This is a genomic window from Pseudomonas sp. IT-196MI5 (assembly GCF_949767415.1).
Taxonomy (GTDB): domain Bacteria; phylum Pseudomonadota; class Gammaproteobacteria; order Pseudomonadales; family Pseudomonadaceae; genus Aquipseudomonas.
In genome coordinates, this window is record NZ_CATKPZ010000016.1 from 33,083 (window position 1) to 51,319 (window position 18,237).

At 59.8% G+C, this 18,237-nt stretch carries 13 protein-coding genes and 1 pseudogene; 5 read left to right on the forward strand and 9 right to left on the reverse strand.

The annotated features are described in order from the left end of the window. The first annotated feature begins 155 nt into the window (after window positions 1-155). The gene (aqpZ, locus tag ACM6IK_RS12960) at window positions 156-854 is read left to right on the forward strand and encodes an aquaporin Z (protein ID WP_414874653.1); all 699 of its coding nucleotides are present in this window, start codon (window positions 156-158) and stop codon (window positions 852-854) included. Window positions 855-865: 11 nt separating this feature from the next. Here the strand turns inward: aqpZ and ACM6IK_RS12965 are convergent, their stop codons facing one another. Continuing rightward, on the reverse strand, window positions 866-1,990 hold the full coding sequence (locus ACM6IK_RS12965) for a GNAT family N-acetyltransferase (RefSeq protein ID WP_414874654.1): 1,125 nt from the start codon (window positions 1,988-1,990) through the stop codon (window positions 866-868). Window positions 1,991-2,270: 280 nt separating this feature from the next. Between ACM6IK_RS12965 and ACM6IK_RS12970 the strand changes: the two genes are divergently transcribed. After that, entirely contained in the window at window positions 2,271-3,602 is a 1,332-nt protein-coding gene (locus ACM6IK_RS12970) for a putative porin (protein ID WP_108218547.1), read from the forward strand. 151 nt (window positions 3,603-3,753) lie between these two features. Here the strand turns inward: ACM6IK_RS12970 and ACM6IK_RS12975 are convergent, their stop codons facing one another. The 3 genes from ACM6IK_RS12975 to aceK form a co-directional block, all read right to left on the reverse strand. Further along, the gene (locus ACM6IK_RS12975; RefSeq protein ID WP_414874655.1) at window positions 3,754-4,875 is read right to left on the reverse strand and encodes a beta-ketoacyl-ACP synthase III; all 1,122 of its coding nucleotides are present in this window, start codon (window positions 4,873-4,875) and stop codon (window positions 3,754-3,756) included. A gap of 344 nt (window positions 4,876-5,219) precedes the next feature. Next, complete coding sequence (hrpA, locus tag ACM6IK_RS12980) at window positions 5,220-9,131, reverse strand: ATP-dependent RNA helicase HrpA (protein ID WP_414874656.1); 3,912 nt, start codon at window positions 9,129-9,131, stop codon at window positions 5,220-5,222. Window positions 9,132-9,309: 178 nt separating this feature from the next. Beyond that, complete coding sequence (gene aceK / locus ACM6IK_RS12985) at window positions 9,310-11,028, reverse strand: bifunctional isocitrate dehydrogenase kinase/phosphatase (RefSeq protein ID WP_414874657.1); 1,719 nt, start codon at window positions 11,026-11,028, stop codon at window positions 9,310-9,312. 159 nt (window positions 11,029-11,187) lie between these two features. Here aceK and ACM6IK_RS12990 point away from each other — a divergent pair, with 159 nt between their 5' ends. Further along, window positions 11,188-12,096: a DMT family transporter gene (locus tag ACM6IK_RS12990; RefSeq protein WP_414874658.1), complete on the forward strand. Its 909-nt coding sequence runs from the start codon at window positions 11,188-11,190 to the stop codon at window positions 12,094-12,096. A 197-nt stretch (window positions 12,097-12,293) separates the two neighbouring features. On the opposite strand, the pseudogene ACM6IK_RS12995 reads toward ACM6IK_RS12990, so the two are convergent. The 5 genes and pseudogenes from ACM6IK_RS12995 to ACM6IK_RS13015 form a co-directional block, all read right to left on the reverse strand. Next, window positions 12,294-12,642, reverse strand: a pseudogene (locus ACM6IK_RS12995) (EamA family transporter); the annotation flags it as partial. 83 nt (window positions 12,643-12,725) lie between these two features. Further along, complete coding sequence (locus tag ACM6IK_RS13000) at window positions 12,726-13,664, reverse strand: aspartyl/asparaginyl beta-hydroxylase domain-containing protein (protein ID WP_414874659.1); 939 nt, start codon at window positions 13,662-13,664, stop codon at window positions 12,726-12,728. Between the two features lie 265 nt (window positions 13,665-13,929). After that, window positions 13,930-14,904, reverse strand: a complete 975-nt coding sequence (cysK, locus tag ACM6IK_RS13005; protein WP_414874660.1) for a cysteine synthase A — start codon at window positions 14,902-14,904, stop codon at window positions 13,930-13,932. 272 nt (window positions 14,905-15,176) lie between these two features. After that, window positions 15,177-15,677 carry a helix-turn-helix domain-containing protein gene (locus ACM6IK_RS13010; protein WP_414874661.1) on the reverse strand — a complete coding sequence of 167 codons (501 nt, stop codon included), beginning with the start codon at window positions 15,675-15,677 and terminating at the stop codon, window positions 15,177-15,179. Next, the gene (locus ACM6IK_RS13015; protein WP_414874686.1) at window positions 15,665-15,895 is read right to left on the reverse strand and encodes a DUF4160 domain-containing protein; all 231 of its coding nucleotides are present in this window, start codon (window positions 15,893-15,895) and stop codon (window positions 15,665-15,667) included. Before ACM6IK_RS13015 ends, ACM6IK_RS13010 begins: the two co-directional genes overlap by 13 nt. Window positions 15,896-16,099: 204 nt before the next feature. On the opposite strand from ACM6IK_RS13015, the gene ACM6IK_RS13020 reads away from it, so the two are divergent. Together ACM6IK_RS13020 and ACM6IK_RS13025 are read left to right on the forward strand one after the other, a co-directional pair. Then, window positions 16,100-16,945: an AAA family ATPase gene (locus ACM6IK_RS13020; RefSeq protein ID WP_007984829.1), complete on the forward strand. Its 846-nt coding sequence runs from the start codon at window positions 16,100-16,102 to the stop codon at window positions 16,943-16,945. A gap of 12 nt (window positions 16,946-16,957) precedes the next feature. Then, a complete protein-coding gene (locus ACM6IK_RS13025) occupies window positions 16,958-18,136 on the forward strand; it encodes a vWA domain-containing protein (protein ID WP_223547502.1) in 1,179 nt (392 codons plus the stop codon). Window positions 18,137-18,237 lie beyond the last annotated feature (101 nt).

Here is an 18,237-nt window from a genome sequence, read left to right on the forward strand (position 1 = left end):
CCGCCAGACCCCGCCAACAACGGGGCCTGGCGGTTTTTTATGCCTGCTGGAATTCTGAAAAAACCGTGCTGTACTGACTTCAACGTTCTGGAGGTGGTTCTGCAGTCCATCGGCTGGATGCTAAAGGCAGCATAATCTCGAAAGGACACTCTCTTATGTCTCTGTTAAAACGTTCGGCGACTGAGTTGGTAGGTACGTTCTGGCTGGTGTTGGGTGGTTGCGGCAGCGCGGTGTTGGCAGCGGCTTTTCCGGAAGTCGGGATCGGCCTGCTCGGGGTGTCCTTCGCATTTGGCCTGACCGTGCTGACCATGGCTTTCGCCATCGGCCATATTTCCGGCTGTCATCTCAATCCTGCGGTGTCCCTCGGCCTGGTGGTGGGTGGGCGCTTTGCGGCCAAGGAATTGCCGGCCTACATCGTTGCCCAGGTCATTGGCGGCGTGATTGCAGCCGCCCTGCTGTACTTCATTGCCAGCGGCAAACCCGGTTTCGAACTGGCGGGAGGCCTGGCGTCCAACGGCTATGGCGAACACTCGCCTGGCGGCTATTCGATGGCGGCAGGGTTTGTCTGTGAACTGGTGATGACGGCGATGTTCATCCTGATCATCCTCGGTGCCACCGACAAACGTGCACCGGCAGGACTGGCACCGATTGCCATCGGCCTGGGGTTGACGCTCATCCACCTGATCTCGATCCCGGTCACCAACACCTCGGTCAACCCGGCGCGCAGCACCGGCCCGGCGCTGATCGTTGGTGGCTGGGCGATTCAACAATTGTGGATGTTCTGGGTCGCACCGCTGCTCGGCGCGGTGGTCGGCGGCGTGCTGTATCGCTGGCTGGGCAAAGAAGAAAGCTGAAACGCTGAAGATCAGCCTTGTCGATAAGGCAAGGCTGACTTCGCATCCTCAGCATAAGCCAACACGCCCAGCCGCTCCTGCTCCAGAAAATCTTTCACCGCCGCTTTCAATCCCGGATGCCGCAAGTAGTGCCAGGAGTGGGTAATGACTGGCTCGAATCCACGAATCAGTTTGTGCTCGCCCTGGGCCCCGGCATCGAAACGCTGGAAACCGTTGGCGATGGCATAGTCCATGCCCTGGTAGAAACAGGTCTCGAAATGCAGGCGATCGAACTCCGCCAGGCATCCCCAGTAACGGCCATAAAAGCTGTCACCCCCCACCAGACTGAACGCCATCGCCACTGGCCGTGAACCTTGTTTGGCCAGCACCACACGAATCGACTCAGGCATGCGTTCGGCCAACAGGCTGAAAAACTCCCGCGTCAAATATGGCGCTTGTCGGCGCACCGCATAGGTATTGGCGTAGCAGGCATAGACGAAATCCCATTGCGCCTGACTCAGCTCCCGCCCTTCAAGCCACTCAAATTCGAAGCCCTGCCCGGCCACCTGCTCGCGCTCCTTGCGCATCTGTTTGCGCTTGCGCGAACTGAGCACGTCGAGGAAGTCCTGGAAATCCCGGTAGCCGCGATTCTGCCAGTGGTATTGACAGCCAACGCGCTGCAGCCAGCCCGGTTGCTCGCTCAGTGCCGCGTCGGTGAACGGATCGGTGAAGTTGATGTGGGCGCTGGAGAGCCCTTCGAGTTCAAGGTAACCCGGCAGGCTTTTCAATAACTCAAAACCGTCTTCGACCGTGGCCGCCAACAGCCGCGGCCCGCTGACCGGACTGAACGGCACCGCGCTCAACAGCTTGGGGTAGTAATCGATGCCGGCGCGTTCACAGGCATCGGCCCAGGCGTGATCGAACACGTATTCGCCGTAGGAATGCCACTTGCGATAACCGGGTAGCGCGGCGATCAAGCGCTCACCTTCAACATGCAACAAATGCTCGGACTGCCAGCCGGTATGGGGTCCGACGCTGCCACTGTCTTCCAGTGCGCTCAAAAAGGCGTGACGCAGAAAAGGCTGAGTCTCGGGCACCAGGGTGTCCCAGGTCTGCGGGGCGATTTCTGACAGTTTTTGCAGGCGTTGCAACGGCATCACCATCCTCACTCTTCATGGCGTGAAAGCCCCGCGAGTATCGCCTATCGCTCTGCATTGCACACGAGCAAACCGACGACAGTGCTCTAACTCAATAGTTCACGGCGACTTTGTATAGTCATCGACATGACATCACAGTGCCACTGCTCTGTCATAAACCATCGCGATACTGGCGCCTGTTTTTAGAGCGCCGGGTTATACCCGGTCACTGTTTTCCGCCCCTAACGGTCGGTTGTGTCCCGGATGGCTCTGTCATCCCCTCTCATCTTCGGAGATTGATATGCGTCTTGCTTCCACGAAAACTGCGGCGGCCTTGTGTGGTGGCCTGTTGCTGGCCATGAGCGTTCCGGCCAGTGCTGCAGTCGACGCCAAACTGCTCGACATGCTCAAGGCTAACGGCTCGATCACCAACGCGCAGTACAGCGAACTGCAAGCCGAGCTGGCCAGGGATCAGAAAGACCAGCAGATCGCCCGTCAGGCTCAGCAAGAGACTAACGAGCAAATCGCGGCCACCGCGAAGAAAACCGACGCACTCAGCACCTTTGACCAGAAGCTGGCATGGGCCGCCAAGACCCAGTTCAAGGGTGACGTACGCTTCCGTGAAGAAACCGTGCACAACGATGGCGTGCCAAACAACAAGGACCAGGACCGTCAGCGCATTCGTGCCCGCCTGGGTGCCTACAGCGAAATCAACCCGCAGGTCGACACCGGTATCCGTATCGCCACCGGCAGCAACGACGACGCTCGCTCGACCAACCAGGACCTGAACAACTACTTCGACAAGAAGCAGATCTGGCTGGACCAGGGTTACATCGACTACCACCCGGACGCGATCAAGAACCTGCACCTGGTTGGCGGCAAGATGCCGCAACAATGGGTGAGCATGGGCGACATCATCTGGGATAGCGACATCAACCCGGAAGGCCTGGCCGTCACCTACAAGTACCCGCTGAGCGGCAGCACCGAGCTGTTCGGTAGCGCCGGTCACTACACCCTCAAGGACAACGTCGACGGCGAAGGCGTGCAGTTCAAGCACGACCTGCGTCTGTACGCGGGTCAATTGGGTGGTCGCTTCGCCATCACCGACAGCATGAAAATGACGTTGGGCGGCAGCATCTACTCCTACGACAACGACAGCAGCAGTGCCTGCCCTACCTCCGGCACCGTTACCACGCCATGCGCCCTGGCCGTCAACGGCAACAGCCCGGGCGAAACCTTCAAATTGTACGAAGGCTTTGGTCAGCTGGACTTCAGCAACCTGCCGGTTCCGCTGTCGATCTATGGTCAGTACGTCAACAACACCGATGCCAGCAACGACCAGGACACTGGCTGGCTGGCCGGTGTGAAGTCCAGGCTCTACGGCTTCAACGTGGACTACAACTACCGCGACGTGCAGCGTAACGCTGTGGTTGGCGCCTTCACCGATTCCGACTTCGCCAACGGTTTCACCGGTTCGCGCGGCAGCAAGCTGAAAGTGAGCTACGATCTGGACAAGAATTTCGCCCTGGGCGCGACCTACTTCATGGCGACCTCGGACCAGACCAACGCCAACATCAACAAGAAAGATTCGGACATCAACACCCTGCAACTGGATGCCGAAGCCAAGTTCTGATTCACCCCGCTACACGACCCAGGCAAGGAAGCCCGGGCCGCTTTTACAGTTTGGCGTTGGTGTGTCGATCCCCATCATCCTCCGATGCATCAACGCCAGACTGTTTGTTTTGGCTAACCCTTCCCTGTAGGAGCGAGCTTGCTCCTACATCCTACAACTTGCGCAGCAACACGCTACCAATCGAATAACCGGCGCCGAACGAGCTGAGCACGGCCAGCGAACCGGCGGCCAGATCGTCCTGGTTCTTGTGGAACGCAATCACGGAACCGGCGGAGCTGGTGTTGGCGTAGGTGTCGAGAATTACCGGCGCTTCCTGTTCGGTGGCGTCGCGGCCCAGCAGTTTCTTGACGATCAGGTGGTTCATGCTGAGGTTGGCCTGGTGCAGCCAGAAGCGCTTCACGTCGCTGACGTTGAGCTGGTTCTCTTCGAGATGCGTTGCGACCAGCTCGGCCACCATCGGGCAAACGTCACGGAACACCTTGCGGCCTTCCTGCACGAACAGTTTGTCCCTGGCACCGACGCCCTCTTCCGCCGCGCGGTTGAGGAAGCCGAAGTTGTTGCGGATGTTGTTGGAGAACTTGGTCAGCAGCTTGGTGCTGACGATGTCGAACTGGTACTTGGACGTCGCCAGGTCAGCACGCTCGATGATCACCGCCGTGGCGGCATCGCCGAAGATGAAGTGGCTGTCACGGTCGCGGAAGTTCAGGTGGCCGGTGCAGACTTCCGGGTTGACCATCAGGACCGCCCGGGCCTGGCCCAGTTGCACGCTGTTGGCGGCGGTCTGGATACCGAAGGTCGCCGAGGAACACGCCACGTTCATGTCGAAACCGAAACCCTGGATGCCCAGCGCTTCCTGGACTTCGATGGCAATGGCCGGGTACGCACGTTGCAGGTTGGAGCAGGCGACGATCACGCCGTCGATGTCCGCTGCGGTCTTGCCGGCACGCTGCAAGGCTTGTTCGGCGGCACCGATGGCCATCTGGCAAAGCACCGACCACTCGTCGTTGGAACGCTCCGGCAGGCGCGGGGCCATGCGTTGCGGGTCGAGGATGCCGTCCTTGTCCATGACAAAGCGGCTCTTGATGCCGGAGGCTTTTTCGATGAACGCAGCGCTGGATTCGGTCAATGCCTCCACTTCACCGCGCGCAATGGCATCGGCGTTGTCGGCGTTGAATTGCGCGACGTAAGCATTGAAAGACTGCACCAGCTCTTCGTTGGAAATGCTGTTGGCCGGGGTGTACAGGCCGGTGCCGCTGATGACGACGTTATGCATGGTCGTGTCTCTAATCTGTTCAGGCAGAAAGCATTGGCACCGACGTACCAATACACAAAGGGTCTATTCTCATCCGGGGGACGCAAACCTGGCATCGCTTTATTCCGACCTGCCCGAGACCGTGAAGGCTCAAAACCGCGGGGCTGGCGTTTATAGGCGCGAAGTTTGCCATAAACCTAGGGTTTTGGCCCCTTTTTGCTGGATAACGCACCTATATCAGACACCACAGCAACCTGTGGGAGCGAGCTTGCTCGCGATGGGGCCATCACATTCAACATCTATATTGCATGTCAGGCCGCCATCGCGAGCAAGCTCGCTCCCACAGGTATTGCGCAGCCCAGGGTTTACGGTTCGACCTGGCTCCATTGCTTGCTCAAGCGCTTGTCGGAAATCGGCACCTTGGTCCCCAGTTGCTGGGCAAACAGCGATACCCGGTACTCCTCCAGCCACCAGCGATACAGCTCCAGCTGCGGATCCCGCTTGCCTTCCTGGGCGTGTTTGTTGGCGCGGGTCTGGTATTGCGTCCACAGGCCGCTCAATTCGCCACTCCAGACCCGGTCGCGCTGCACCTGGGCGCCGATTTTTTCGAAGCGCTGCTCGATCGCCTTGAGGTAACGCGGCAACTCCTTGAGCCACTGCATCGGTGTTTCCCGGACAAACCCCGGATAGACCAAGTGGCTGAGCTGTTGCTTGATATCGTTCAGGGCCACGGCTTGCGCCAGATCGATCTTGCCCTTGAAGCGCTTTTGCAAGCCGTGCCAGAGCTTGAGGATTTCCAGGGTCAGCTTCGCCACACGTTCGGCGTGCTCGGTCCAGGCGCCACGTTTGCGCTCGGCCAGCGACGCCAATCCAGCGCCATCGCGTGGCAGCGGGTCTTCGCCTTCAAGAATGCAGCTGTCGAGGCTGGCCAGCAGAATGTCCTCCACCAGCGCATCGACGCGCCCCATGTCGCGGTACAGCAGGCCCAGTTCGGTCAGCCCCGGCAATTTGCCGCGCAGGAATTTTGCCGACTCGGCCAGCTGCTGCATCAGCAGGCGTTGCAGGGCACGGCGATGCTGGAACTCGGCCTCGGCCGGCGTCGAAAAACGCCCTTCCTTGACCGTACCGCTCTCCTCCACCAGCGCCGGATACACCGTCATCGACAGCCCGGCGATCTTCTGCTGGGTTTTCTCGGCCACGGCGGCGAATACTTTCGGCTCCACCGGCTGCTGGCTCTTTGCGGTTTGCGGCACCGCCAATGCCGCCTGGCTGGCCTCGGCGAAACGCGCCGTCAGTTCGGCCAGATCGCGACCTTCACCGAGGAACTTGCCCTGGGCGTCGACGATTTCCAGGTTCATCCGCAGATGGCTCTCGACTTGCTGCGCCGCCTCGCTCCAGGCTTCGTCGCTGACCCGCGCGCCGGTCATGCGCAGCAGCTCGCGACCCAGGGCCTGAGGCAGTGAGCCCTCGGCAAATGTCATGCGTTGCAAGGCCGCTTTGACGAAGTCCGGCACGGGTACGAAATTCTTGCGCAGGGCCTTGGGCAGGTTGCGTACCAGGGCAATGCACTTGGCTTCGATGACACCGGGCACCAGCCATTCCAGGCGTTCCGATGGCAGCATCGGCAACAGCGGCGCCGGCACGCGCAGGGTCACACCGTCCCGTGGATGGTTGGGCTCGAAGTGGTAACTGAGGGCCAACTCCAGATCGCCGAGATGCAGCGTATCCGGGTAATGCTGGGCGGTGACTTCACTGGCTTCGCGGGCCAGCACGTCTTCTTCGCGCATGATCAGCAGCTGCGGGTCTTTCTGGCTGTTGATCCGATACCAACTGTCGAAGGTCGCCGTCTGATGGATCTCCGCCGGCAATCGCGCGTCATAGAAGGCGTACAAGGTTTCTTCGTCGGCGAGGATGTCGCGGCGACGGGCCTTGGCTTCCAGTTCGTCGAGTTGCTCCAGCAACTGCTCGTTGGCCGTCAGGCACTTGGCCTTCGACTGGATTTCGCCACGCACCAGTGCTTCGCGGATGAACAATTCACGGGATACCACCGGGTCCACCGGGCCGTAATGCACCGGCCGACGCCCGACCACGATCAACCCGAACAGGGTGATCTGTTCGAACGCCACGACCTGGCCGCGCTTCTTCTCCCAATGGGGTTCGAAGTGGCTTTTCTTGATCAGGTGCCCGGCCAGCGGCTCGATCCAGTCGGCATCGATCTTCGCCACCATGCGCGCATAGAGCTTGGTGGTTTCCACCAGTTCGGCGGTCATCAGCCACTGCGGACGCTTTTTACCGATACCCGACGACGGATGAATCCAGAACCGCCGCTGACGCGCGCCGAGGTAATCGCCCTCTTCGGTTTTCTGGCCGATCTGGCTCAGCAACCCCACCAGCACCGCTTTGTGCAGTTTCGGGTAGTCCGCCGGCTCTTTGTTGAGGCTCAGCTGCATGTCGCGGCAGATCAGGCTCAGCTGACGATGAGAGTCGCGCCATTCGCGCAGGCGCAGGTAATTCAGGAAGTTCTTGCGGCACCAGTTGCGCAACGGACTGGCAGTCAGCGCCAGGCGCTGCTCTTCGAAACCGCGCCACAGATTGACCAATCCGGCGAAATCCGAGTCGGTGTCTTTCCATTGCGCGTGAGCCTGATCCGCCGCTTGCTGACGCTCCGGCGGGCGCTCGCGCGGGTCCTGGATCGACATGGCACTGGCCACGATCAGCACTTCCTGCAAGCTGCCGAGTTTCGCCGCTTCCAGCAACATGCGGCCCATGCGCGGGTCCACCGGCAAGCGCGCCAATTGACGACCGAGCGGGGTCAATTGACTGTTGCGATCCACCGCCGAGAGCTCTTGCAGCAGGTTGTAACCGTCGCTGATGGCCTTGCCATCCGGCGGCTCGATGAACGGGAATGCGCTGACCTCGCCAAGGCGCAGATGCAGCATCTGCAAGATGACCGCCGCGAGGTTGGTGCGCAGGATTTCCGGATCGGTAAATTCCGGGCGACCGAGAAAATCCTCCTCGCTGTACAGGCGCACGCAAATGCCCGGTTCGACCCGCCCGCAACGACCTTTACGCTGATTGGCGCTGGCCTGGGAAATGGCTTCAATCGGCAGGCGCTGGACCTTGGCGCGGTAGCTGTAACGGCTGATGCGCGCGGTGCCGCTGTCGATCACGTAACGAATGCCCGGCACCGTCAGCGAAGTTTCCGCGACGTTGGTCGCCAGCACCACGCGACGGCCCGGGTGCGACTGGAAAATCCGCTGCTGCTCGGCCGGCGACAATCGCGCGTACAACGGCAGGATTTCAGTGTGTTTGAGCTGAGCCTTGCGCAGCATGTCGGCGGCGTCGCGAATCTCGCGCTCACCCGGCAGGAACACCAGCACGTCACCGGGACTGCGGCGTTCGCTGCGCTCAAAGGCGGCAATTTCGTCGAGGGTGGCGAGGATCGCCTGATCCACCGTCAGGTCGTCCTCGACGCGGTTGCCCTCTTCGTCCTGCTCCAGCGTCAGCGGGCGATACCAGGTGTCCACCGGGAAGGTACGGCCGGAGACTTCGACAATGGGCGCGTCATCGAAGTGTTTGGAGAAACGTTCGAGGTCGATAGTCGCCGAAGTAATGATGACTTTCAGGTCGGGACGACGCGGCAGCAGGGTTTTCAAGTAGCCGAGCAGAAAGTCGATATTGAGGCTGCGTTCGTGGGCTTCGTCGACGATGATCGTGTCGTAGCGTTCCAGATACCGGTCGTTCTGGGTTTCGGCCAGCAGGATGCCGTCGGTCATCAACTTGATCAGGGTGTTGGAATCGCTCTGATCCTCGAAGCGCACCTGATAGCCGACCAGTGCGCCCAGCGGCGTGCCCAACTCTTCGGCGACTCGGCTGGCCACGCTGCGCGCCGCGATCCGGCGTGGTTGGGTATGGCCGATCAAACCATGCTGACCGCGACCGATTTCCAGGCAGATCTTCGGCAACTGGGTGGTTTTACCCGAGCCGGTCTCACCCGCGATGATCAACACCTGATGCTTTTCCAGCGCCTTCTTGATTTCGTCGCGCTTGGCGGCGATCGGCAGGCTGTCGTCGTAACGAATCACCGGCAGGCTGGCGCGGCGGGCCAGCACCTGATCGCAGGACGCCTGCATCCGCGTCACCCACTGGCCCAGCCTGGCCTCGTCGGGTTTCTTGCGCAGCTCAAGCAACTGCCGCCGCAGCCGGTGGCGGTCGGCGAGCATGGCGTGATCAAGGTTTTTCAGCAGTTTATCGATGGAGGGCGATTCGTCGGTCATCGGGTACGCAATTCAGTCGTCTAGTGGCGCAAGGTGCCGATTGTCGCAGATTTTACGACCGCTGCGCGGCCGATCGCGAGCAAGCTCGCTCCCACATGGGATCTATAGCGACCACAAAATCGGGGCACACCGCAGTCAAATGTGGGAGCGAGCTTGCTCGCGATGGCGTCGGTGAGAACTACTCGTTGTCCAAACCTTTGCGCCGATACGGAAACACATCGATCACCTTCCCTGCCCGAATCGCCTCTTGCAGGCTCTTCCAGTAATCGGCGTTGTACAACTCGCCATGCAACTGATCGAACAACTTGCGTTGCCCGAAATCGGCAAACAGGAAGGGCGGAAACTCTTCCGGGAACACGTCCAGCGGCCCGATCGAGTACCACGGTTCAGAGGCCATTTCGTCTTCGGGGGTGCGCGGTGCCGGGATGTGGCGGAAGTTGGCCTCGGTCAGGAAGCAGATCTCGTCATAGTCGTAGAACACCACACGACCGTGACGGGTGACGCCGAAGTTCTTCAGCAGCATGTCGCCGGGAAAGATGTTGGCCGCCGCCAGCTGCTTGATCGCCAGCCCGTAGTCCTCCAGGGCCTCGCGCACCTGCGCCTCGTTGGCGTTTTCCAGGTAGAGGTTCAGCGGGGTCATGCGGCGCTCGGTCCAACAGTGACGGATCAGCACGGTGTCGCCTTCCACCGACACCGTCGACGGCGCGACTTCCAGCAGTTCCTCCAGGCACGCCGGATCGAACTTGCTCAGCGGGAAACGGAAGTCGGCGAATTCCTGGGTATCGGCCATGCGCCCGACCCGGTCGACACTTTTCACCAGGCGGTACTTTTCGATCACCGTGGCGCGGTCGACGTTTTTCGACGGCGAGAAACGGTCCTTGATGATTTTGAACACGGTGTTGAAACCCGGCAGGGTGAACACGCTCATGACCATGCCGCGCACACCGGGGGCCATGATGAACTGGTCGTCGGTGTTGGCCAGGTGATTGATCAGCGCCCGGTAGAACTCCGACTTGCCGTGCTTGTAGAAGCCAATCGAAGTGTACAGCTCGGCAATGTGCTTGCCCGGCAGGATACGCCGCAAGAAGCCAATGAACTCCGCCGGCACCGGCACATCCACCATGAAATACGAGCGGGTGAACGAGAAAATGATCGACACGTCTGCTTCGTCGGTGATCAGCGCATCGATCTGGATGCCGCGCCCTTCAAGGTGCAGCAATGGAATCGCCAGCGGCCACTGCTCGTCGGCGGTGTAGATGCGCCCCACCAGGTACGCGCCTTTATTGCGGTACAGCACCGAGGAAAACAGCTCGACGCTCAGCTCCGGGTCCTTGCACACCCAATCCGGCAGGTTCTCGCGCAACTGCGCTTCGAGACGCTTCAGGTCACCGGGCAGGTCGGCGTAATCCTCACTGAAGCGGTAGTCGGCGAAGATGCTGGCGAGCATGGCCGACAATTGTCCTTGCGGCTTGTAGGTGCGGGTTTGCGCGGCCCGGGCACGGCGCAGGCTCGGCCGGGTGGTGTGGATGAACATGCAGCCATCGCTGATCAGGTCATGGCTGAACAGCCCGCAGAAGATCGAGTTGTACCAGGTCTCGGACAGTTCATCATCGAAGCGCAGGTCGATCAGGCTGATGTAGGCGCTTTTGACCAGCGGCCAGCAGCTGACGTCCAGGGTGCCTGGGTCAAACGCGGTGCGCAGTCGCGCCACGGTTTCACCGACTTTTTCTTCGTACAGATTGATCCGCGCCGCCGACGCCGATTGCGTCTCTTGCCACCTCGCCTGTTCGAAGCGGGCCCGGGCGCCATCGGTGATCTGCCGGAAATGCTCGCGGTAATCGTCAAAGCCATCGAGGATCAAACGGGCGATGTCGGCGGCTGGCCATTGCTGCGGCATGGTGAGACCTCTGCGGGAATTCGGGAGGCTTGAGCTTAGCCAGTGAAGCGGGTGCAGGAGAAGCGTAATTTTCCGGGCGAATTGAATGTCCGGTTTTCGGTTGCCATCGACCACACGCTCAGCAACACTTTCGCCCCTCCATCAAGGAAGGACCGCGCTGTGAATCCCGTCGATATTTTCCGTTTACTGTCACTGGCGGCCATTTGGGGTGCGAGTTTTCTGTTCATGCGCATCATCGCTCCGGTGATTGGCACCCTTCCCACGGCGTTTTTCCGTGTGTCGATTGCCGCGGTCGGACTGTTGGTGATTCTTGGCCTGATGCGCATCAGCTGGGATTTCAAAGGCAAACTCAAGACCGTGATGCTGCTCGGGGTGATCAACTCCGGCATCCCGGCGACGCTCTACTCGGTCGCGGCGCAAGTGCTGCCGGCCGGTTACTCGGCGATTTTCAACGCCACCACGCCGTTGATGGGTGTGCTGATCGGCGGCTTGTTCTTCCATGAAAGACTCAGCGCCGCCAAGCTCGGCGGAGTATTCCTCGGACTGCTTGGCGTCGGCGTCCTGACCCGCGCCGGTCCCGTGGCGTTCGACATGCAACTGCTGATGGGCGCCCTCGCCTGCCTGCTCGCCACCACCTGTTATGGCTTCGCCGGGTTTCTCGCCCGGCGCTGGCTCGATCAGGCCGGTGGGCTCGACAGTCGACTGTCGGCGTTGGGCAGCATGCTGGGAGCGACCCTGTTCATATTGCCGTTGTTCGGCTACAGCGTGATCAGCCAGCCACCGGAAAGCTGGGGCGGCTGGAAGGTCTGGTTGTCACTGTTGGGGTTGGGGCTGGCGTGTACCGCGTTTGCCTACATCATCTACTTCCGGTTGCTCAGTTCGATCGGCCCGGTAAAGTCGTCGACCGTGACCTTCATGATCCCGCCGTTCGGGGTGTTATGGGGTGCGATGTTTCTCGATGAACCCTTATCGATGGCGCATCTGTATGGCGGGTTGTTGATTGCGCTGGCGTTGTGGCTGGTGTTGAAGCCGGCTGCTGTGAAAACGGGTTTGGTGGCTGACCGGTAGAGCTGTAGAGCTGCTGATATTGCCATCGCGAGCAAGCTCGCTCCCACAGTGATGAGTGTCGGACACAATTTCTGTGTTCGGCGCTAAACCTGTGGGAGCGAGCTTGCTCGCGATGGCGTCGGCTCAGACACCACCAGCCCCATCCATAGCTCCGGCAGGATGAAACCTTGCTCATCGAAGCAAACTATATTGACATCGGAACCGAACGTCATGCTTGCCAGCGCCAGCAATCCGAAGAGCATCCCGGCCAGGCCGATGCCCTGATAAACTACCATGATCAACCCGGTCAGCCCCAGGGCCAGTCCGAACATGCGGCTCCAGGAACGCTGACGCTCCACCAGCACCAGCACCAGCACCAGCACCACGGTGAGGATCGGCTGCACGCCCATGATGGTCGCCATCACCCCGGGCGTGACTTCAAGGTCGAGGGCCAACAGACAAAAAACCTGATAATCCCCTAATGGCCATCGCATACAGCATCGGTTTGCCGCCCCTGGGCAACTTCAGCTTGAGCAACGGCACCAGCAACACCAGGCCGCATAACGCGGTTGGAGGGAGCTCGGAATTCCGTGAAGAACCATAAAAAAACCGCTCACAACGAGCGGTTTTTTTATATCCGAGAGCGGATCTCACCCAAACAACCAATACCCCAACAACGTCAGCACCACCACCGCCAAAACCGGGCGCATCACGCGGTAGGCCTTGGGATTACGCCGCTTCCATTGTTTGACCACTCCACTGAATTTATCGCTGGAGTTCTTGCTCCAGGCGTAGACCTTGTTGATCCCGCCCACACGTTCGTCGTCCAGATTCTGAGGGGCGGTGGCGCGCCCCAGCCATGCGCTGATACTGCGATTGATGCGGGTCATGAGGCGGTTGCTCAGTGGGCGCTCGATATCGCAGAACAGGATGACGCGGGTCTTTTGCGTTTCATTCTTGACCCAGTGCACGTAGGTTTCGTCGAACATCACGTCTTCCCCATCGCGCCAGGCGTAAACCTGACCGTCGACAAAGATGCGGCAATCGTCGGAGTTCGGTGTCGACAGCCCCAGGTGATAACGCAGGGAACCGGCAAACGGATCGCGATGCGGGTTGAGGTGGCTGCCGCCCGGCAGCAGCGCAAACATGGCGCCCTTGACGTTGGGAATGCTGCTGACCAGTTCCACGGTTCTCGGACACAAGGTTTCGGCAGAAGGCAGCGGTTTGTCATACCACTTGAGGTAGAAACGCTTCCAGCCCTTCTTGAAGAACGAGCCAAAACCGGCATCGTTGTTCTTTGCGGCCGCACGGATATAGCCCTCGTCGAACAAGTGCATCGCTTCATCGCGAATCACTTCCCAGTTGTCCCTGAGCACATCCAGTTCCGGGAACTTGCTGCGATCCAGATACGGTTTCGAGGGCACACCGGAAAACAGGTACATCAAGGCGTTATAGGGTGCGAACAGTGCCGAATGGTTAACGAACTGGCGCAACACCGGCAGACGCGCCTTGCCACGCAAATGCACATAGAGGGTGCTGCCGAGAAACAGCAACAACAACGAGGCCTTTGCGGCAAACGATAAGGTCATCAACAACTCCTTTGAAGATAAGCGACACTGCGCCACGTCCTTTGCCCGACGTGGCTGCTGGCATGATAAACACTACCGATCCGGCGAAAAACCTGCACTTTTCAACATTCATCATTAATGAATGTGCAACAAAGCATTTCTTAGCATGAGATGCCTGAACATTGGCTGATGTAAATCCATCATCAACCGGACCCGTTCAATAGATCGCAGCCCGTGATAACGCCTCAACCATCACCGCCAGCCACGCTCCGCCAACGCTTGGCGCTTACTGCTGATTCTCCTGTTCGGTAAAAAGGTCACTGAACAGCATGCTCGACAGATAACGTTCACCGGAATCCGGCAAGATGACGACGATGGTCTTGCCCTGCATTTCCGGGGTCTCGGCCAGCCGAACGGCCACTGCCATGGCGGCACCGCAGGAAATCCCGCACAAGATTCCCTCTTCCTGCATCAAGCGCAAGGCCATGGCCTTGGACTCTTCGTCACTGACCAACTCCACCCGATCGACGATCGACAAATCGAGGTTCTTCGGCACAAAACCGGCACCGATGCCCTGGATCTTGTGCGGGCTCGGCTTGATCTCTTCACCAGCCAGGGCCTGAGTGATCACCGGTGATGCCGCCGGTTCCACCGCCACCGAGAGTATCGGCTTGCCCTGGGTGTTCTTGATATACCGTGAAACTCCGGTGATGGTTCCACCGGTTCCGACGCCTGCCACCAGCACATCGACCGCGCCGTCGGTATCGTTCCAGATTTCCGGGCCGGTGGTTTTTTCGTGGATGGCCGGGTTGGCCGGGTTGTCGAATTGCGCTGGCATGAAGTACTTCGACGGGTCGCTGGCAACAATTTCACCGGCTTTCTCGATGGCGCCCTTCATGCCTTTGGCCGGCTCGGTCAACACCAGTTCGGCACCCAGTGCCTTGAGCACCTTGCGGCGTTCGATACTCATGGACGCCGGCATGGTCAGCATCAGTTTGTAGCCACGGGCGGCGGCCACGAAGGCCAGGCCGATGCCGGTATTGCCGGAGGTGGGTTCGACGATGGTCATGCCCGGCTTGAGCTTTCCGCTGCTCTCGGCATCCCAGATCATGTTCGCGCCGATCCGGCACTTGACCGAGTAACCCGGGTTGCGCCCTTCGATCTTGGCCAGGATGGTCACACCACGCGGCGCAATGCGATTGATCTGCACCAGCGGCGTGTTGCCGATGGAGTGGGCGTTGTCAACGAAAATGCGGCTCATGGCTGGGTCCTTAACGACAGCATTGAAATAGGGCATCAAGGTAAGCCTCTTGCCCGCAGGCGTCCAGTCGGGCCGAACGTCCGCTTATCAGTGCAGTCAATGGCATTGGATCGTCAGAGATTTGCCACCATGATACGTCGATACAGTTGGCCCCTGCGGCCCCTCATCGGCCTGATTGTGCCCCTGAAAACGCTACACATCGCCTTGCCCTGCCTGGTGCGCAACTACCAGGCATTCAATGCCCGCTACGAGGACCCCGAGCCGCAAGCCGATCAAGTTTTACGAGTGATGGTGTAGCGGCCTGTTTCTTCGGCTGCCCGTGGAGCGTTCGCTTGCAACTGCAAGTAGTCCCAGCCCAGGCAGGCCAATGCCAAAGACCGGGGCACCGTTTCCCGGCCACGACTATAACGACTGATGCTGCGGGTACTGACCCCCAGCGCCTCGGCTGCCTGTGTGAGCGACAGCCCGGTGCGAGCGCGCCAGTCGATGAAGATCCGGGTATTTTCGTCGCAGGCATTTTGTGCGATCGCATCCAGGTACAACGTGTCTGCACCAATCTGGATGTCTTGCTCAGACCATTCGACGCACCAGCCATCATCCCCCAGAGCCGCGCCATCGAAAGCGCGTCCCTGCAACGGTTGCAAGCCTGAAAAGGCCAGCAAATCCCGGCTCAGGTCGAGAGTCATTTGCTGGCCGTCAATAAAGGTCAATGCCAGGCGGTACTCCGGTAGTGCCTGTACGGCCAGCAGTCGTGGTCGTTTCATGGGTAACATCGTTTCCAGTCCTCGAGCAGTTGCGCCTGATGGGCCCTGACCCAATCCAGTGCTTCCCTGATGAGCAGGGGCGGAGCCCTGCCTACCATCACCTCAACGGTTTCCAGGCTGAGCATGACGTCCAGGCCGCCACCGGTCAGGTGGACATGAGGCGGCGGATGATCCTTCTCGCGCAATTGAATGCGGTATGTGTCGCGAAATCGGTATTTAGTAGACATGCCCGGCAAGCTATCGCCAATATGGCGATAGCTCAATACTGGCCAGCAGCCGAGACTGAGTCAAGATGTGACGCCCCATTCAGAGACTGAATAAGCCGTCTGCGTTCACAGTCGACCGGGCACCGCGTTATAGTCGAGGCTGACTCTTTTATTGCCCCCCGCCCTGCCTCGTACAGGTCGGCGTTACCGTTCGAGGATTAGCAGATGAAGTTCGAAGGCACCCAGGCCTACGTCGCCACCGATGACCTGAAGCTGGCCGTCAATGCCGCCATCACCCTGGAACGGCCGTTGCTGGTCAAGGGCGAACCGGGCACCGGCAAGACCATGCTCGCCGAGCAACTGGCCGAATCCTTTGGCGCCAAGCTGATCACCTGGCACATCAAATCCACCACCAAGGCTCACCAGGGCCTCTATGAATACGACGCGGTCAGCCGCCTGCGCGATTCGCAGCTCGGCACGGAAAAGGTCCACGACGTTCGCAACTACCTGAAAAAGGGCAAGCTCTGGGAAGCCTTCGAATCCGAAGAGCGGGTCATCCTGCTGATCGATGAAATCGACAAGGCCGACATCGAGTTCCCCAACGACCTGCTGCAAGAACTCGACAAGATGGAGTTCTACGTTTACGAGATCGACGAGACCATCAAGGCCAAGAAGCGCCCGATCATCATCATTACCTCCAACAACGAGAAAGAGCTGCCGGACGCCTTCCTGCGTCGCTGCTTCTTCCACTACATCGCCTTCCCCGACCGCGTGACCATGCAGCGGATCGTCGACGTGCACTACCCGGACATCAAGAAAGACCTGGTCAGCGAAGCGCTGGACGTGTTCTTCGACGTGCGCAAGGTGCCGGGCCTGAAGAAGAAGCCTTCGACCTCAGAACTGGTGGACTGGCTCAAGCTGCTGATGGCCGACAACATCGGCGAAGCGGTGCTGCGCGAGCGCGATCCGACCAAGGCCATCCCGCCGCTGGCCGGTGCGCTGGTCAAGAACGAACAGGACGTGCAATTGCTGGAGCGTCTGGCGTTCATGAGCCGTCGCGGCACCCGCTAAGAGGCTGATGCCATGTTGCTCAACCTGTTCAATGAAATGCGCGCAGCCAAGGTGCCGGTCTCGGTGCGTGAACTGCTGGACCTGATCAACGCGCTGAAACAGCGCGTGACCTTCGCCGACATGGACGAATTCTATTACCTGTCCAGGGCGATCCTGGTGAAGGATGAAAAGCATTTCGACAAATTCGACCGGGCGTTCGGTGCCTACTTCAATGGCCTGGAAAAGCTCGACGATCATCTTCAGGCATTGATCCCCGAAGACTGGCTGCGCAAGGAGTTCGAACGCTCGCTGACCGACGAAGAGCGAGCGGCGATCCAGTCCCTCGGTGGCCTCGACAAGCTGATCGAAGAGTTCAAGAAACGCCTCGAGGAACAGAAGGAACGCCACGCCGGCGGCAACAAGTGGATCGGCACCGGTGGCACCAGCCCGTTCGGTTCTGGCGGTTTCAACCCGGAAGGCATTCGGGTCGGCGATGCCGGCAAGCGCCAGGGCAAGGCGGCCAAGGTCTGGGACCAGCGCGAATACAAGAACCTCGACGACTCGGTCGAGCTGGGTACGCGCAACATCAAGGTCGCCCTGCGCCGCCTGCGCAAGTTCGCCCGTCAGGGGGCGGCGGAAGAGCTGGACATCGATGGCACCATCGATCACACCGCCAGGGATGCCGGCTTGCTGAACATCCAGATGCGGCCGGAGCGGCGCAACACCGTCAAGCTGTTACTGCTGTTTGACATCGGCGGCTCGATGGACGCCCACGTGAAGATTTGCGAGGAGCTGTTCTCGGCCTGCAAGACCGAGTTCAAGCATCTGGAGTACTTCTATTTCCACAACTTCATTTATGAATCGGTGTGGAAGAACAACATGCGCCGCACCTCCGAGCGTACTTCGACCATGGACCTGCTGCACAAGTACGGCGCCGACTACAAAGTGATCTTCATCGGCGACGCCGCCATGGCACCCTACGAAATCACTCAGCCGGGCGGCAGCGTCGAGCACTGGAACGAAGAAGCCGGTTACGTGTGGATGCAGCGGTTCAAGGAGAAGTACAAGAAGCTCATCTGGATCAACCCGTACCCGAAGGACACCTGGGGCTATACCTCATCGACCAATATCGTGCGGGATTTGATTGAGGACCAGATGTATCCGTTGACTCTTCGCGGGTTGGAGGAAGGGATGCGGTTTCTTTCCAAGTAATCTTTGTTGCCTGGTCTGACGCCATCGCGAGCAAGCTCGCTCCCACAGGGGTCAGTGTTGTTCATGAAACTTGTGAACGACACAGATCCATTGTGGGAGCG

Excerpts from the sequence above, each read along its gene's own strand:
- aqpZ (WP_414874653.1), top strand. The coding sequence starts at position 156 with ATGTCTCTGTTAAAACGTTCGGCGACTGAGTTGGTAGGTACGTTCTGG.
- ACM6IK_RS12965 (WP_414874654.1), bottom strand. The coding sequence starts at position 1,990 with ATGCCGTTGCAACGCCTGCAAAAACTGTCAGAAATCGCCCCGCAGACC.
- ACM6IK_RS12970 (WP_108218547.1), top strand. The coding sequence starts at position 2,271 with ATGCGTCTTGCTTCCACGAAAACTGCGGCGGCCTTGTGTGGTGGCCTG.
- ACM6IK_RS12975 (WP_414874655.1), bottom strand. The coding sequence starts at position 4,875 with ATGCATAACGTCGTCATCAGCGGCACCGGCCTGTACACCCCGGCCAAC.
- hrpA (WP_414874656.1), bottom strand. The coding sequence starts at position 9,131 with ATGACCGACGAATCGCCCTCCATCGATAAACTGCTGAAAAACCTTGAT.
- aceK (WP_414874657.1), bottom strand. The coding sequence starts at position 11,028 with ATGCCGCAGCAATGGCCAGCCGCCGACATCGCCCGTTTGATCCTCGAT.
- ACM6IK_RS13000 (WP_414874659.1), bottom strand. The coding sequence starts at position 13,664 with ATGACCTTATCGTTTGCCGCAAAGGCCTCGTTGTTGTTGCTGTTTCTC.
- cysK (WP_414874660.1), bottom strand. The coding sequence starts at position 14,904 with ATGAGCCGCATTTTCGTTGACAACGCCCACTCCATCGGCAACACGCCG.
- ACM6IK_RS13010 (WP_414874661.1), bottom strand. The coding sequence starts at position 15,677 with ATGTTACCCATGAAACGACCACGACTGCTGGCCGTACAGGCACTACCG.
- ACM6IK_RS13015 (WP_414874686.1), bottom strand. The coding sequence starts at position 15,895 with ATGTCTACTAAATACCGATTTCGCGACACATACCGCATTCAATTGCGC.
- ACM6IK_RS13020 (WP_007984829.1), top strand. The coding sequence starts at position 16,100 with ATGAAGTTCGAAGGCACCCAGGCCTACGTCGCCACCGATGACCTGAAG.
- ACM6IK_RS13025 (WP_223547502.1), top strand. The coding sequence starts at position 16,958 with ATGTTGCTCAACCTGTTCAATGAAATGCGCGCAGCCAAGGTGCCGGTC.